The sequence below is a fragment of the Singulisphaera sp. GP187 genome (genome assembly GCF_900129635.1).
In the GTDB taxonomy this organism is placed as follows: Bacteria; Planctomycetota; Planctomycetia; order Isosphaerales; family Isosphaeraceae; genus Singulisphaera.
Window position 1 is genome coordinate 493,869 of sequence record NZ_FSRB01000003.1, and the last position, 15,955, is coordinate 509,823.

The following is a 15,955-nucleotide window of genomic DNA, read 5'->3' on the forward strand; positions in this document are numbered from 1 at the left end:
GAACCCCATTCCTCCGGAGAAGGATTTCCACGCGGATGCTCTCGAACTCAAGGTAGATGACTCGATGCCCAAGATTGCCTTCCTCTTCCCCGGCCAAGGAGCACAGACCGTTGGCATGGGCCGCGAGCTCGACCACGAGCTCCCGTCGGTGCGTTCCCTGTTCGACCGCGCCACCGAGATCCTTGGCTTCGACCTCCGGAAGATCTGTTTCGAAGGCCCGGCCGAAGCCCTCGAGTCAACCGACGTCAGTCAGCCGGCCATCTTCGTCGCCAGCCTGGCCGCGTTGGAAAGCTTGAAGCTGAGCCAACCCGACGTGGTCGAAGCCTGTCAGGGAGCGGCGGGGCTCAGCCTCGGCGAATACACCGCCCTGGTCTTCGCCGGGTCACTCGATTTCGAGACCGGGCTCAAGGTGGTCCGGGCCCGTGGTCAGGCGATGCAGGCGGCCGCCCTGGCCACGCCGAGCGGAATGACCAGCGTCCTCGGACTCGACGAGCCGGCCATCGACGAACTCTGTCGACGGGTCGCCCCCCACGGCCGACTCTGGAAGGCCAACCTGCTCGGTCCCGGGAATATCGTCGTCTCCGGAGAGTCGGCCGCGCTGGCCCAGCTCGAGCCGATCGCCTCGGAGCTCGGCGCGTCGCGCGTGATTCCGCTCAAGGTCGCGGGGGCGTTTCACTCGGATCTGATGAAACCGGCCGACGACCAGCTCAGCGCGGTCCTGGCCACCGCGTCGATCGTCGCGCCGCGAATCCCGGTCTACTCAAATGTCGATGCCTCCGCGCATTCCGAGCCCGACGACCTGAGGCGGACCCTGGTCGCCCAGGTGGTCGGCGGGGTCCGCTGGGAGGACTCGATCCGGCGGATGATGGCGGATGGCTTCGACACGTTTTACGAGGTGGGCCCGGGGCGCGTCCTGACCGGCCTCTTGAAGCGAATCGATCGCAAGACCGGTTGCACGAGCGTCCCGGCCCGTTGACGCCGCCCGCGAATCCGCAGCACCAGCCCTCCTCGGTCGTTCCCGTCGCTGGATTGAGCGCGGAGAGATTGGGGTTGTGGGGGCAAGTCAGCGATGATTATAACGATTCTCAACGTCCCGCCACGGCGAGGTTTTCGGCGAATTTGATCCCCGCATGAGGATGGAAGCGAACATGGCCAGCGGTGATACTCCTTCCGGATGTCGAGTCGATTTGAGCGGTCAGGTGGCGCTGGTGACCGGAGCCTCGCGCGGGATCGGCCGAGCCATCGCGACCCGTCTGGCGGCCTGTGGCGCCAGCGTTGCGGGCGTGGCCCGGACCCTTGAGGGCCTCGAAGAGACCCTCAAGACAATCCGCGACGCGGGGGGGACCGCCGAAGGCTATGCCGCCAACGTCGCCGACTCCGCCGACGTCAACCGGGTCGTCGAAGAAGTCGAAGCGAAATTCGGCAAGATTCACGTCCTGGTCAATAACGCGGGCATTACCCGCGACGGCCTGGTCCTCCGCATGGAAGACGACGCCTGGGACGATGTCATCGACACCAATTTGAAGGGGACGTTTCTCTTCTCCCGAGCGGTTGGCGCCGTGATGATGCGCGGCCGCTACGGGCGGATCATCAACATCAGCAGCGTCTCGGGGCTGATGGGCAACCCGGGCCAGGCCAACTATTCCGCGAGCAAGGCGGGTGTCATCGGCTTCAGCCGGACGATCGCCCGCGAGCTGGCCGCCCGCAACATCACGGTCAACGTGATCGCCCCCGGATTCATCACCACCGACATGACCGATGCGCTCCCCGATAAGATCAAGAGCGAGGTCAAGGACCGGGTCCCCCTCCGCAGACTTGGGACCCCCGATGACATTGCCGACCTGGCATGCTATCTTGCCGGGGCCGGGGCAGGCTACCTGACCGGCCAGGTCATCGCCGTCGACGGTGGAATGACGGCCTGACCGCGGTCAACGCGGGATCTGGCTGGGAGCGTCAGGCTCCGGACTCCCGGGTCGAGACTCGACATAAATCGGCGAGCGCTCGCTCCAGGGTGATCCTTCCGTAGACATTGGGGCCGGGGATTGGTAACTTGAGACGTTTTACAGGATCCACGGCCCGGAAGTTCGAAGCCGAGGCTCTTTCCGACCGATAACTCTGAGGATGCCCTCGACACGTCCCGGCGATTTTAGCCGCCGTGATCCGGTCAGGGGTTTTTCAACGCCACGCCGACGATACGCCTCGGTGCCCGAACGCGAACCGTCATGCCCAGTGGTGCAACCGGACCCGTCTTGAAAGCTAGCTTAGACCAGAAATCAGGAGGTTCGCCCGTGTCCGTGGAAGAACGCGTGATCGAGATCGTCAGCGAGCAGATGGGGGTAGCCAAGGACCAGGTGACCCGGGAAACCTCATTCGTCAACGACCTGGGTGCCGACTCGCTCGACACCGTGGAACTGGTGATGGAGTTCGAAGAAGAGTTCGACATCACGATCCCCGATGAAGAGGCGGAGAAGATTCAGACCGTCGGTCAAGCGATCACGTATATCGAGGAACATACGAAGTAATATGGGTAAGTCACGCCGAGTCGTCATCACCGGCATGGGGGTGGTCACGGCCCTGGGCGACACGCTGGACCGATTCTGGTCGTCGCTCTGCGCGGGCCAAAGCGGTGTCGGACCGCTATCCCTCTTTGATACGAGCGAGTTCAAGGTCCACTTCGGCGGCCAGGTTCCTGACTGGGATCCCGTTGCGCGGTTTGGGGCTAAGGAAGCGCGTCACTTGGATCGGTTCGCGCAATTCGCGATGGCCGCCAGCATGTCGGCCGTCGAGGATTCGGGAATCGATTTCGAGCGCTATCCGTCCCACACTTGCGGAGTGATTATCGGATCGGGAATCGGTGGGCTCACCGAGTTTGAGACCCAACACTCGATCATGCGCGAGAAGGGTCCTTCCCGGATCAGCCCGTTCACGATTCCCAAGCTGATGGTCAACGCGGCGAGCGGTCAGGTCTCGATCCGCTGGGGCTTGTGCGGACCGAACACGGCCATCGCAACCGCTTGCGCGTCGGCGGCCAACGCCATCGGCGACGCGTTCAAACTCATCCAGGCGGGCCTGGCCGACGTCATGATCACCGGCGGCAGCGAAGCGGCGATCACGCACATGGGCCTGGGAGGGTTCGCTTCGATGCGGGCCTTGTCCACCCGCAATGACGATCCGACTCGCGCCAGCCGTCCCTTCGACCGTGATCGGGACGGTTTCGTCCTGGCCGAAGGGGCCGGAATCATGCTCCTCGAGTGCGAGGAAGTTGCGCGAGCCCGTGGGGCGCGCATCTATGCTGAAGTGCTTGGGTACGGCATGTCGGCCGACGGGTCGCATATCACCGCCCCCGACGAGCAAGGCCGAGGCGCGGCTCGCGCCATGAACCTTTGCCTCAACGACGCACGTGTCGCTCCCGATGGTGTTGATTATATCAATGCCCACGGAACCAGCACCGGCCTGGGTGACCTGGCCGAGACTCGGGCGATGAAAAGTGTGTTCGGCTCCCACACCGACCGGCTCCAGATCTCCAGCACGAAGAGTGAGCTGGGCCACCTCCTGGGCGCTTCGGGAGGGGTCGAGCTGATCGCTTCCGCCCTGGCGATCCATACCGACGTCCTCCCGCCGACGATCAACCTCGACAACCCGGGCGAGGGCTGCGACCTCGACTACATCCCGAACGTCGCACGCGAAGTCAAGGTCGAGCGGGTCATGTCCAACAGTTTCGGCTTCGGTGGGCACAACGCCAGCCTCCTGATCGGCCGTTACCGGCCCAGTGACTCCTAAGGCCGGCTTCGGCCCGGTGAATCGCAGGCCAAATGAGTTGGTAGGCTGGGGTCCGGCTTCGGTTCGGACCCCGGTCTTCTGACCCACGCGCTCGGGTCCGTGAGCGGCCCCCAGCCAACCGAGACACGGGCGAGGCGACGCTCCCCCCTCTCGGTCGGAACGTACTCCAGGTTAGGCACCACGAGACGATGAACACACCTCCGATCGACCTGCTCGGCGAACGGCCCGCCGCTTCGCCGCTCACCGCCGCCGAAATTCAACGCTACGCGCGGCATCTCATCATGCCCGAAGTCGCCATGCAGGGTCAGCAGAGGCTCAAGGCCTCCAAGGTCCTCTGCATCGGCACCGGGGGCCTCGGAGCCCCCTTATCGCTTTACCTGGCCGCCGCGGGGGTCGGCACGATCGGCCTGGTCGACTTCGACGTCGTCGATGTCTCGAACCTTCAGCGCCAGATCATTCACTTCACCGCGGACGTTGGCCGGCCCAAGGTCACCAGCGCCCAGGAGAAGCTGCAAGCGATCAATCCCGAGTTGAAGATCATTCGCCACGAGCACCCGATCGATAGCAGCAACGCCCTCGCGATCTTCGCCGATTACGACGTGATCGTGGATGGGACCGACAACTTTCCGACCCGCTACCTCGTCAACGACGCCTGCGTCCTTCTGGGCAAGCCGAACGTCTACGGCTCGATCTTCCGGTTCGATGGCCAAGCGTCGGTCTTCTTCCCGCCCCACGGGCCGTGCTATCGCTGCCTTTATCCCGAGCCACCGCCGCCCGACCTCGTGCCGAACTGCGCCGAGGGGGGGTGTTGGGGATCCTGCCGGGGCTGATCGGGATCGTGCAAGCGACCGAGACGGTCAAGCTGCTCTTGGGGGCCGGTCGCCCCCTAACCGGCCGGCTCCTCCTCTACGACGCGCTCGAGATGAGCTTCCGCGAGATGAAGGTCCGGAAGAACCCGAAGTGTCCGATCTGCGGCCCTAACCCGACGATCACCGGCTTGATCGACTACGAGCAGTTTTGCGGCGTTCCCGTTGTCGACCCCGCGGCCGCAACCCAGGCTCCCATCGAAGCCGCGATCAGTCCCCTCGAACTGAAAGCGATGCAGGATCGTGGCGAACAGCCGTTCGTTCTCGACGTCCGCAACCCCGAAGAAATCGCCATCTGCCGGATCGCCGGGTCGACGGTCATTCCCTTGCCCGAGCTTGCCCATCGCATCGCGGAACTCGAGCGGGGCAGGGCAATGATCGTCCACTGCAAGAGTGGTGTCCGAAGCGCCAAGGCCATCGCCCTGCTCAACGAAGCAGGCTTCAGCGGACTCAGGAACCTCACCGGGGGGATTCTCGCCTGGATCAGGGATGTCGATCCCACATTGCCCACCTATTGATCCTGGGCCAAACCGCCGCCGGTTCGCCGGCGGCGGGAATCGAGGCTCCAGACACTCCCTTGTCCTGGGACTGAGCGACGACCGAAACTGAGAACGGGATATCGGCAGGGGGTTGCAATGCGATAACCCCTGTGCCATATTTCAGCCTCTCCCCGGACGACCCTCCACGACCAGGACACCGACATGATCGAGGGGACGAAATGAGCTGGCAGGCTGGGCTTTACGTGGCCGCGGTGCTGATCCCCTTAGCCGCGTTTACCATCGAGATAATCGGGATCCGCCTGCTCGGCCGTTTGAACGCCTACCTGGCGACTGGGGCCATCGGCCTCTCATTCCTCCTGAGCGCGGTCGGCTTCTTCCAATATTTCTTCGTCGAGGCGGAAGGGGTCCTGGCTTCGCACCACCCCCACGCTGCCGCCCATGCCGAACCGGGCGAGACCGAGGCAGCGGCCGCGACCGAAGAGGCGGCTCCTGAGAAAGAGGAACACGCCAAAGGCCCTCTGGTCTGGCGGGCCCACTACGACTGGGTCATCGGCGGCACTCAGGCCGTTTCGGTCGTCGGCCAGGCCGCTGGCCCCGCGTTGGTGATCCCGCTGGCCGTCCATATCGACAACCTCACCGTGATCATGTTCTTGATGGTCACGTTCATTGCGACGTTGATTCATATCTATTCGATGGGGTACATGCATGACGACCCGGGCTATCCCCGGTTCTTCACGTTCCTCTCGCTCTTCTGCTTCTCGATGCTCGGCCTGGTCGCCTCCGCCAACGTCTTCATGATCTTCATGTTCTGGGAGTTGGTCGGCGTCTGCTCGTACCTCCTGGTCGGCTTCTGGTATCAAGAGAAGAAGAATTGCAACGCCGCGAACAAGGCATTCATCGTCAACCGAGTGGGTGACATCGGGATGCTCATCGGTCTGGGCCTGATCTGGACCAGTTTCGGCACGTTTGATATCAACACCATCAACCACTCGCTCCGCGACAATACGGGGCGACTCCATGTGGAAGCGTCGGCCCAAGGGGACACCGCGGTCGTCACGCTTCACGACCAGGAGAGCGGTGAGGTCCTCAAAAATGCGGTATCTGGTAAGCCGTTGCAGATCCCATTTTGGGCCTTGACCCTCGCGGGACTCGGCATCTTCGCCGGGTGTGCGGGCAAGAGTGCCCAGTTCCCGCTGCACGTCTGGCTTCCGGACGCCATGGCCGGTCCGACCCCGGTATCCGCCTTGATCCACGCGGCCACGATGGTTGCGGCGGGGGTCTACTTGGTGGGCCGCTTCTTCCCACTCTTCACTCCCGACGTTCAACTTTATATCGCATACACCGGGGCGATCACCCTCTTCATCGCGGCCACGATCGCGGCGGTGCAGAATGACTACAAAAAGGTGCTCGCCTACTCGACCGTCAGCCAGCTCGGCTTCATGATGCTCGGGCTCGGCGTCGGAGGCTGGGCCGCCGGGCTCTTCCACCTGCTCACGCACGCGTTCTTCAAGGCCTTGTTGTTCCTCGGCGCGGGAAGTATCTACCACGCCGTGCACACCTACGAAATGCCGGTGCTCGGCGGCTTGCGTAAGAAGATGCCGATCACCGCTTACACGATGCTGGCGGCGACGCTCGCGATTTCGGGCGTGCCCCTCTTCAGCGGTTTCTACTCGAAGGACGCGATCCTCGCCTCCTCGATTTACTTCGTGTTCGGCGAGCACAACACCCAGCACATCCTGTTGTTCCTGCTGCCGGCGATTGGCGCGGCACTGACGGCCTTCTACATGTTTCGGATGTGGTTCCTGGTGTTCGCCGGCGAGCCCCGAGGCTACCCGGCCGCGGAACCTCATGGGCACGGCAGCGCGCACGGTCATGGCGGCCACCACGGCAATCCGTACGACCACGCTCACGAGAGCCCGCCGATCATGACCTGGCCGCTGATGATTCTGGCCGTGCCGACGATCATCATTGGTTACCCGTTCACGATTCTACCGGTCTCGACCTCGGACATCGCCAAGCCGGTCGTGGAGCGGATGCTCGAATACGGTGAACCGGTCGTCAGGCAGGTTCATGTCGAATCGCTCCATCAGTCGCATTTGCTCGCGATGGGCGCATCGGTCCTGATCCTCGCGGTTGGTGTCGGCCTGGGCGTCCTCTTCTACGCTCCGCCGCTCCCCTACGTCTTCCGGAAGCGGCAGGATGCTCGCGTGGCCGCGGAACGGCTCGGCGGACTCTACGGATTTTTCGTCAACAAGTGGTATTTCGACGAGCTGTATGACGCCGCGTTGGTCCAGCCGACTCTGGCGATCGCCCGGCTCTGCAGCGAGTTCGATCGACGAATTATCGATGGCACGGTCAACGGCATGGCGAAACTGACTCAGCTCCTGAGCAAGTCGGGAGGTCTCTTCGACAAGGTCGCCGTCGACTCGCTTGTGAACCTGACCGCGCGGACCGTTTATTCCGTGGGCGACTGGAGCCGCGGGATCCAGACCGGCCGCATCCGAAACTACCTGATGTTTCTGGCCGTCGCCCTGGTCGGCCTGTTCGTGGGCGTGTTCGCCTGGATTCGCCCCTGACCTGATCCCGACCCCGGACCGTTTCCGATCAACCTCCGCCGTCTGCCGTTCCCCGTCATTCCTCGACCTTGACTCTCTTCGAAGTGGTGCCAACGTCATGAGCGACGACCTGCTGCTGACTCTGCTCTGGCTGCTCCCTCTGCTCGGTGCCATCGGCGTTCTCTTCCTGCCGAAACGGGCCGAGACGGCGATTAAAGGGACCGCACTCGCGATCACGATTGCGACCTTTGCCCTGACTCTGGTGGCCTACAGCGCCTACGTTCAGCCGGGCTCGAACGCCTCGGCCCCCTTACGCGAGCGGGCCGAACGCAACTCGCTCAACGTGAGCAACGCCACGGGAGCCTCAACCGCGACCGAGGTTGGCCCCGCTCTCGGTGACCTGGTCGTCCGGCGAACCTGGATCCCTTACTTCAACATCCAGTATTACCTCGGCCTCGATGGGATCAGCCTGAGCCTGGTCCTGCTCACCGGCCTGGTGAGTGTCCTGGCCTGCCTGGCGTCGTGGAATATCGACAAGCAGGTGAAGGGATATTTCTCACTTTACCTGCTGCTGACGGCAAGCATGATGGGCGTCTTTCTCTCGCTCGACATGTTCCTCTTCTACGTCTTCTTTGAAGTGATGCTGCTGCCGATGTACTTCCTGATCGGCGTTTGGGGCGGAGAGAACCGCGAGTACGCGGCGATCAAGTTCCTCCTCTACACGCTCTTCGGGTCGGTCTTCATCTTGGTCTCGATCCTGCTGCTCTACTTCTGGCCGGGCGAGCCGCTGGTGGCGGGCGTGACCCAAGCCATGCACAACGGCCAGGTGTTCAGCGCCCATTCCTTCGATCTCGTGGCCCTCTCGCGGATCACGAGCGAGACGGGATACTACGGCGTTTCGGTTCAGCGCTGGATCTTCGGCCTCTTCCTGGTCGGGTTCTGCATCAAGCTGCCCTCGTTCCCGTTCCACACGTGGTTGCCCGACGCCCACGTGCAGGCACCGACTCCGATCAGCATGATCCTGGCGGGCGTCTTGCTCAAGATCGGCGGTTACGGCCTGATCCGACTGGCCTGGCCGCTCGCCCCTCTGGGCGCGATCGAGTTCGCATGGCCCGTTGCCATCCTGGGTGTCGTCAGCATTCTCTACGGTGCCTTGGTGGCGATGGCGCAGACCGACTTCAAGAAGCTGGTCGCCTACAGTTCGGTCAGCCACATGGGCTACGTGACGCTCGGAATGGCCGCGATGAACCTGACCGACGATCCTCGCTACTACGCCTTCGGCGTCAACGGCGCCATGTTCATGATGATCGCCCACGGGATCACCTCCACCGGCATGTTCTTCTTGGTGGGCGTGATCTACGAGCGTGCCCACACCCGCGACCTCAAGAAGCTGGGGGGGTTGCTCACCTCGATGCCCGCCTATGGTGCCGTCTCGTTCCTGATCTTCTTCGGGTCGATGGGGCTCCCGGGACTCTGCGGGTTCATTGCCGAAGCGTTCGTCGTGCTCTCCACCTTCAACTACAGCAAGCCGCTGGCGGTCCTCGCGGCTGCGGCCGTGGTTCTGACCGCGGGCTATATCCTCTGGACGCTTCAACGCGTCTTCCTGGGCCGGAACGAACAATACCGCGGTCTGCCCGACCTCACTCCCCGCGAGTGGGCGATCTCGATCCCATTGGTCGTCCTGACCGTCCTCTTGGGCGTCCTCCCCCAGCAATTCCTGCTGAGCTGGATGAGCCCGTCGGTCGAGCGGATGGTTCACGACGTCGCCGTGGCATCGGCCCGACGGGAAACCAACGAGGTCGCCCGCCAGGCCAAGGTCGTCTCGGAAGTCACTCCCCCCGTGGTTCAAAACCGCTGAGAGCGCTTGGCAAGTTTTTATGAGACGTTCGGCGGGGAGGAGATTTTTCTCCCCGCGTCCGACTCGGTTTGCTTCGAGGTGAAAGCGCCATGGGCCGGGAACGCGTCGCGCTGGTGACGGGGTCGGCAACGGGGATTGGCCGGGCGGTTGCCTGGAGATTCGCCAGTCTCGGGTTCGCGGTCACGATCAACTACTCGAAGTCGCGCTCCGAGGCTGAAGCCACCGCCGACGGCGTTCGCGAACGGGGTGGCGAGGCCCTCGTCCTCCAGGCGGATATCGCCGACGACACGGCGGTGCGCGCGATGGTCGAACGGACCGCCGAGGAATTCGGCGGGCTCGACGTGCTGGTGAACAATGCGGCGACCACGTTCTTCGTGGCGCATCATGACCTCGAAGGACTGACCGATCAGGTCTGGGACGAGATCCTCGACGTCAACCTGAAGGGGACCTTCTTCGCCTGCCGCGCCGCGATGCCTTACCTCAAGGCCCGCAAAGGGAACATCGTCAACATCGCGTCGGTCGCAGGCGTGGCCGGGTCAGGGAGTTCGATCGCCTACGCCGCAAGTAAAGGCGGGGTCATCACCATGACCAAGAGCCTGGCGAAGGCGTTTGCCCCCGAGGTCCGCGTCAACGCGGTGGCTCCCGGCCCGGTCCAGACTCGTTGGCTGGCCGACCACCAGGACATGGTCGAGCAAGCGATGAAGTCGACCCCGCTGAAGCGCCCCGCCTCCGCCGACGACATCGCCGATGTCACCCTCTTCCTCGCCAACGGCACGTCCTTGATGACCGGCCAGGTCCTCGTGGCCGACGGCGGACGAACGATCTGAACGCACGCGACGCGATGCGAACCGCACACGGGATTACCGACTCATCAAAATCTAGCGAGGAAGCCCCCGGCTTTAGAGATCGTCCCGCTTTCTAGGAAAGTTAGGGGGCCTTGGACAGCTCGTTGGGGCGTGTTTTCGTGGCCGACCCCTTGGTCGGACCGATGTCATATGTTCAGGGCCACTTCGTAAGTCCTTGTGGCACTACGCGCGGAAAGCGGGACGATCTTTTTAGCCGTGGGGAGGAATCGCGTGAATCTTGCCCTTGCATGTGAGATCTCCATGCGAGACAATTGAACGCATGGACACCGTCCGGACGATCGTCTGCAAGCTGACGCCCACCCCCGAGCAACGCGTCGAGATTGACGCCACGCTCAAGGCGTTCGCGTTGGCTTGCGACTTCACCGCCGAGTCAGCCCGGTCGCTCGGCTTCACCAACAAGGTCAAGGTCCAGCACGCCTGCTACCGGAAGATCCGCGAAACATTCGGCCTTTCGTCCAACCTCGCGATCCGGGCCATCGCCCGCGCCTGTGCCGCCCTCAAGGTCTCCGCGAAAATGCACTCGGCGTTCGCGCCGACATCGATCGACTACGACGCGAGGATCTTCTCGTTCCACGAATGGAACTGGACCTGCGGCCTGACGCTGCTGTCGGGTCGGGTCAAGCTCACCACCAAGCTCGGCGAGCGACAGAAAACGGCACTCAAGGGCCGCAAGCCGACATCCGCTGTCCTGCTCAAGCGTCGCGACGGTGCCTACTTCCTCCACGTCCAGTTGACCGACGAAGCTCCCGAGTCGATCGAGACAAAGGGGACCATCGGGGTCGACATGGGGGTAAAAAACCTCGCCACTACGGATGACGGCGAGAACTTCTCGGGGGCCGATGTTGACGCCTGTCGCCGGAAGTACAGCCAAGCGAGGAAGACCTGTCAGCGAAAAGGCACCAAGTCCGCTAAGCGGAAACTCAAGAAGATCAGCAAGAGAGAGGCCCGGTTCCGGGCCAACGAGAACCACGTCATCAGCAAGCGGATCGTTGCCAAGGCTAAAGACACCGCCAGCGCCATCGCCGTCGAGGATCTCGGCGGCATTGGCCAGCGGACAACGGCCAGGAAAGCCGATCGATCTCGCATGAAGGGTTGGGCGTTCTACCAGCTCAGGCAGTTCATCGCCTACAAGGCCCTCGCCGAAGGCATCCCCGTCATTCCGGTTGACCCGCGCAACACGTCTCGGACATGCTCCGAGTGCGGGCATTGCGAAAAGGCTAACCGGAAATCGCGGGATGAATTCGTGTGCAAGCATTGTGGATTTGAACTCGCTGCGGACTGGAACGCGGCCCGAAACATTCGTGACCGGGGCAAAGTCATGTGCCCTAATGTCGGCGTTGTTGACACCGGAGGTCGAAACCCGGTCGAGACGACTGGCAAGCCTGTTTTGGCAAGCCCCCGCCTTTAGGCGTGGGGTTCATGACGTGATCTGATCTTGCGTCGATTCGCGAGCCGGAGTACCTTGCCGCTCGCCCCTACACCCACGTCGCCGCACCAATTCCGGAGGGTTTCTCGAACCAACCCAAACAAAGGAGTGGAACCGATGCAGGGCAGGTCATGGATGGCCGCTTTGACCGTCGCCGTGGGGATCGTACTTCCTCTCGCTCGCTCGGCCAACGCCGACGAGAAGCCCGCGACGAAGACCAACACCGTCTACATTCTGCTGAATATCGCTGGCCTCGATGCCGAAGGCTGCGACGTCGAAATCAAGCCCGGCCACTCAGGCTGCCAATTTCGCCCGATCCGCCAGCACGTCAACCAGGGCGGCCAGCAGACCGTCCGCCTCACCGACGTGAAAACCTCAAGCGCCGACCGAGAATGCGCCTTCTCGATCACGATCCGCGAAGCCGGCCAGGCCAATCGGACCTTTCGCCGCGGCCTGAGGCTCGCCTCGCCCGAGACCGCTCCCTACTCGGCGATGGAATGCTTCATCAGTTCCCCTTCCAAACTCGCCAAGGCCGAGCAAGCAAAGCGGACCCGCTGACCTGGCAAGCCGAGGGCAGGCCGATCGAGGTCCCTGCAACTCGACCGATGTAATCGAAGAAATCTCGGCAATTTGTAGCCCCGAAGGGGCGTCCGTCAAGCGACCAAGTCTGGCTTTGACAGTCGCCCCTTCGGGGCTGTCATGCGTGAAGATGTCGGAAGTTTTCCGGGGCTTCACCCCCGGCTAATCAGGTAAACATAATCTTTCTCGATTTTTTATGGATGGCCGCGGTGGCTCGCAACCGGGGTGGCGCAGCGACAAGAGGTTTCGGTTTGAACCAGCGAACCGCGTCAGCCCTGGGCCCTCAGACGCCCCACTTGCTCTTGAATTCAATGGATCAATCATTTGAATTTTTGAATTGCGGTTGGGGCGTCCGCGGTCCCAGGGGAGAGAGGTGTTGGCTTCACCCAGGGAGTTGCGTCAGAGCCCTGCTCGACGCTCGAACTCAAACCGGCAACGTCCGCAGCCTCGGGTCAAAGCACCTCTTGTCGCTGAGCGATCCCCGGTTGCAAGCAACCGCGGCCACCAAGAGAATCCGGAGTCCCTGCTTGACCGACATGCGAGCATCCTTCAGTGGATATCCCTTCCCAAAGTCCGTCGAAAACAGCTCGGTCATTTGTCGAAAGCACTCATCGATCGTGCGGCGAAACTCGCCCGAAACAATCACGACAGGGTGAGAGATTTCTTCTGTGGTGGGCAGATAGATGGTACCGTGCCCTCGCGACGCCCGTGTCGTGAGCAAAACGGCCATGAACCTGTCGATCATGGCCGTTTTACCTTGTCATGTCAGGATGAAGCCGCCATCGCCCCATAATCCGTGACGGTCAGCCAAGAGCAACTCAATCGCTGACGATGAGCAGTCGAGTCGATTTACAGATTCCACTATCTCCTTGACCCTGCCCGAATTTGTCCCCCGCACGTAAGGTGGCCTGAGATCGAACTTATCTCAGGCCCCTTTCCTTTGGGCATCGCTCACTTCTTGATGGGCGTTTTACCGCCTAGAGCCCGTCGACGCGTAATGTTGTTCAGACCATTCTTGCTACGAGCATGAACCTTGGTGTCAACAGCGTTTGATCGCATCGAGAGGGGGACGGATGTCGGAGTCAGCCTGAATCCATACCATTGGCTATTGAAAACACCATCACCTACAATCTGGCCGTTGTCGTTAATGTCCCAAGCTCTATTCAACCTCCAGCCGGTACCGTTCACGACAAGAGTATTAAGATCCACCCATCCGTTGACCTCGTCCCATCGAGTTGCATTTCCGCCATCGGGATCATTGTTATCCCCGACCACGACCCCGTTGTTGTTGATTGCGCGGGCGACCCCAACCCCAGTTCCTCCTGGCACCATAGATAGATCGATCGTGCCACCAGTGGGCGACCAGAGGTAAGCAGAGTAGGTCGATGAATTGCCGATCACTTGGTCGTTATCATTGATGTCGACGGCAAAACTGTTCAGCCCGAGTGCAGTCAGACTAGCGATGTTTTGAAGCGTCCCTGTCGTACCATTTGGGGTGGACGGTGACCAAATGAACGCGGCATTCGGGCCGTTTCCTCCGGTCCCGACCACTTTGCCAGTGTTATTGATCGCCTTGGGCGTCAATACACCGCCACCGTTGTAAGGAGCAGGCAAGACTCCCAAGTTGACAAACCCTGAGCCTGGCGTCCAGAGAAACCCAGGTTGCGGGGGTACGTAGAGCGTGAAGCTGTAACCAACAACATGTCCAGAATTATTAATTCCGAGCCCATGGCTTTGTGACGGTGCGGGGGAAGGTGATCCCAGATTGATCGGAGAACCGGCACTCCACTTGGCTGCTCGAATTCCATCGACACTATCAGTGAAACCGGTCGTCTCTCCGCTGTCGTTAATGCCCCACAGTACGGAATTGGTCCTCGTGCCGAGGAGGGACGATTGAAGATTCGGACTCGCGGGGCTCGTCCAGAGCGTTGCATACAACTGCGAATTTACATCCTGACAATAGCCTGCGACTTGCCCACTGCTGTTGATGCTTTGCCCCATAGTGATTACGATTCCAACGGGCGGGTCGAACTCAAGCCGTGCCAACGGCTCGACGGTGTACGCTGTCGGAAGTTGTGCCAGGGCGGCATTGGAAGGGCAAATCGCGGAGATTGCCATTGCCGCGATGACCAGTCCTAATGCGCCGCCACGTCGTCCAGAATAGAGAACGCCGCTCGGCAAGAATTGCTGGGTGGAACGCTGATTCATAAACTTTTCCTTCGTACAGACTAGACATTTTAGTTTGGCGCCAAGCACAAAGCTCAGGACCTAACGGAAACATATTATCCGCCAATAACGCCATTTCAATCGCAAAAGTTATTAAGATTACGTGAACTCAATCATTGCTAATTTTTAATGAAATTTTGCTGTTGATAGGATTTACGCAGTCAAGCTGCATGCAGTGAATGTTTGTCCTTAGTTCGCCAGGTTCCAGCCATTGGCTGCGACGATCTAACAATCCAAATACATCAACATTCACGCTTCTCCATGAAAACTTGTTCGCAAATTGCGTAATCCCTATGTTGATTTGGATTAGAGCGCCTCACGATTGCATCGCGTACGTTGCACGTGATTTGAACCAACCAATGATATCTTGTTGCGTGACTTCACTTAGGCCACAGCCGATCGCGGTCGTGAGCGCATCCGTCGTTCGGGCCGCCGCCGACTTCAGCGAGGCTTTCACTTTGGAGAACATTTCCTCGATCGGCGAGTAATCCGAGCTTGAGGGCGGCAATGGGATCACTTTCGCGCCAACCCGCTTGACCGTCTTCACTACCGACTTCGCCTTGTGCGGCTTCAGGTTGTCCCAGATCACCACATCGCCGGGATGCAGCTGCGGTGCTAACGCCTGGTCCACGTAGGCCTCGAACGTGGCTGTGTCCGTCGCCCCCAGGACAACGAGCGGGGCCGTCACGCCTGAGAGTCGGAGACCACAGATGAGCGTCAGGGTCGTCCAGAAACCTGGGACTGCCCCATGCACGCGCTCTCCTCGGGGGGCGCGGCCGTGAGTCCGGGTCATCGCTGTGTTCGTCCCGGTTTCGTCCACGAAAACCAGGTGTTTCGGCTCGATTCTCACCACCTTCTTGCGGAATGCCGTTCGCTTGCGGCGGCCCTTGGGCGTGTCGCGTTGGGTGGCGTGGAGCACTTTCTGCTTCCAGGTGATCCGCAGCTTTTTCAAGGCGCGTGAAATGGCCATGCAGCTACAACTGACTCCCAGACGACCGCGAAGTTCCTCGAGCGTGGCGTCGGGCTGTTCCTGGATCAACTTGCCGAGTCGCTCGAGGTCGTCGGGGCCGAGGGCGGGCCGTCGCCCGCCGTTGTGCGATCGGGGTTCGGCGGAGCCGGTCTGTCGGAACTGCTTCAAGAGACGTACGATTGTGGAGACTTTGACGAAAAACCGCTGGGCGATTTGACGCAACGAGCCTTCGCCGCGCGCCACGGTCTTGAGGATACGATCTCGAAGGTCTTGGGAATAGGGTCGCATGGGGCACCTCCTGGGTCTATTTCTACTCTACCCAGTCGCAG

The 15,955-nt window shown here is 61.5% G+C and carries 13 protein-coding genes and 1 pseudogene; 11 read left to right on the forward strand and 3 right to left on the reverse strand.

All coding sequences use genetic code 11. From position 1 onward, the window contains the following. Positions 1-64: 64 nt before the first annotated feature. The 11 genes and pseudogenes from fabD (at position 65) to BUS42_RS38045 (ending at position 12,409) form a co-directional block, all read left to right on the forward strand. Positions 65-976 carry an ACP S-malonyltransferase gene (fabD, locus tag BUS42_RS38000; protein ID WP_074317520.1) on the forward strand — a complete coding sequence of 304 codons (912 nt, stop codon included), beginning with the start codon at positions 65-67 and terminating at the stop codon, positions 974-976. Between the two features lie 172 nt (positions 977-1,148). After that, a complete protein-coding gene (gene fabG, locus BUS42_RS38005; RefSeq protein ID WP_074316503.1) occupies positions 1,149-1,922 on the forward strand; it encodes a 3-oxoacyl-[acyl-carrier-protein] reductase in 774 nt (257 codons plus the stop codon). Between the two features lie 366 nt (positions 1,923-2,288). Further along, positions 2,289-2,522, forward strand: coding sequence for an acyl carrier protein (gene acpP / locus BUS42_RS38010; RefSeq protein ID WP_015244922.1), 234 nt, complete (start codon positions 2,289-2,291; stop codon positions 2,520-2,522). A 1-nt stretch (position 2,523) separates the two neighbouring features. Then, positions 2,524-3,780: a beta-ketoacyl-ACP synthase II gene (fabF, locus tag BUS42_RS38015; protein WP_074316504.1), complete on the forward strand. Its 1,257-nt coding sequence runs from the start codon at positions 2,524-2,526 to the stop codon at positions 3,778-3,780. 296 nt (positions 3,781-4,076) lie between these two features. Next, positions 4,077-4,687: pseudogene (locus tag BUS42_RS44535) on the forward strand (HesA/MoeB/ThiF family protein); the annotation flags it as partial. Positions 4,688-4,879: 192 nt separating this feature from the next. After that, positions 4,880-5,164 (forward strand): rhodanese-like domain-containing protein, encoded by a 285-nt coding sequence (locus BUS42_RS46860; RefSeq protein ID WP_410001739.1) that lies wholly within the window; start codon positions 4,880-4,882, stop codon positions 5,162-5,164. Between the two features lie 200 nt (positions 5,165-5,364). Then, entirely contained in the window at positions 5,365-7,722 is a 2,358-nt protein-coding gene (nuoL, locus tag BUS42_RS38025; protein WP_074316505.1) for an NADH-quinone oxidoreductase subunit L, read from the forward strand. A 97-nt stretch (positions 7,723-7,819) separates the two neighbouring features. Further along, positions 7,820-9,559 carry a complex I subunit 4 family protein gene (locus BUS42_RS38030; RefSeq protein ID WP_074316506.1) on the forward strand — a complete coding sequence of 580 codons (1,740 nt, stop codon included), beginning with the start codon at positions 7,820-7,822 and terminating at the stop codon, positions 9,557-9,559. Between the two features lie 89 nt (positions 9,560-9,648). Further along, positions 9,649-10,386, forward strand: coding sequence for an SDR family NAD(P)-dependent oxidoreductase (locus BUS42_RS38035; RefSeq protein ID WP_074316510.1), 738 nt, complete (start codon positions 9,649-9,651; stop codon positions 10,384-10,386). Positions 10,387-10,684: 298 nt separating this feature from the next. Continuing rightward, on the forward strand, positions 10,685-11,833 hold the full coding sequence (locus BUS42_RS38040; RefSeq protein WP_074316512.1) for an RNA-guided endonuclease InsQ/TnpB family protein: 1,149 nt from the start codon (positions 10,685-10,687) through the stop codon (positions 11,831-11,833). A 135-nt stretch (positions 11,834-11,968) separates the two neighbouring features. Next, positions 11,969-12,409, forward strand: a complete 441-nt coding sequence (locus BUS42_RS38045) for a hypothetical protein (RefSeq protein WP_074316515.1) — start codon at positions 11,969-11,971, stop codon at positions 12,407-12,409. A 445-nt stretch (positions 12,410-12,854) separates the two neighbouring features. Here the strand turns inward: BUS42_RS38045 and BUS42_RS38050 are convergent, their stop codons facing one another. The 3 genes from BUS42_RS38050 to BUS42_RS38060 form a co-directional block, all read right to left on the reverse strand. Further along, positions 12,855-13,175, reverse strand: coding sequence for a hypothetical protein (locus BUS42_RS38050; protein WP_143206672.1), 321 nt, complete (start codon positions 13,173-13,175; stop codon positions 12,855-12,857). A gap of 206 nt (positions 13,176-13,381) precedes the next feature. After that, on the reverse strand, positions 13,382-14,638 hold the full coding sequence (locus BUS42_RS38055) for a hypothetical protein (protein WP_074316518.1): 1,257 nt from the start codon (positions 14,636-14,638) through the stop codon (positions 13,382-13,384). Between the two features lie 334 nt (positions 14,639-14,972). Beyond that, complete coding sequence (locus tag BUS42_RS38060; protein WP_074316521.1) at positions 14,973-15,914, reverse strand: IS630 family transposase; 942 nt, start codon at positions 15,912-15,914, stop codon at positions 14,973-14,975. Positions 15,915-15,955: the final 41 nt, after the last annotated feature.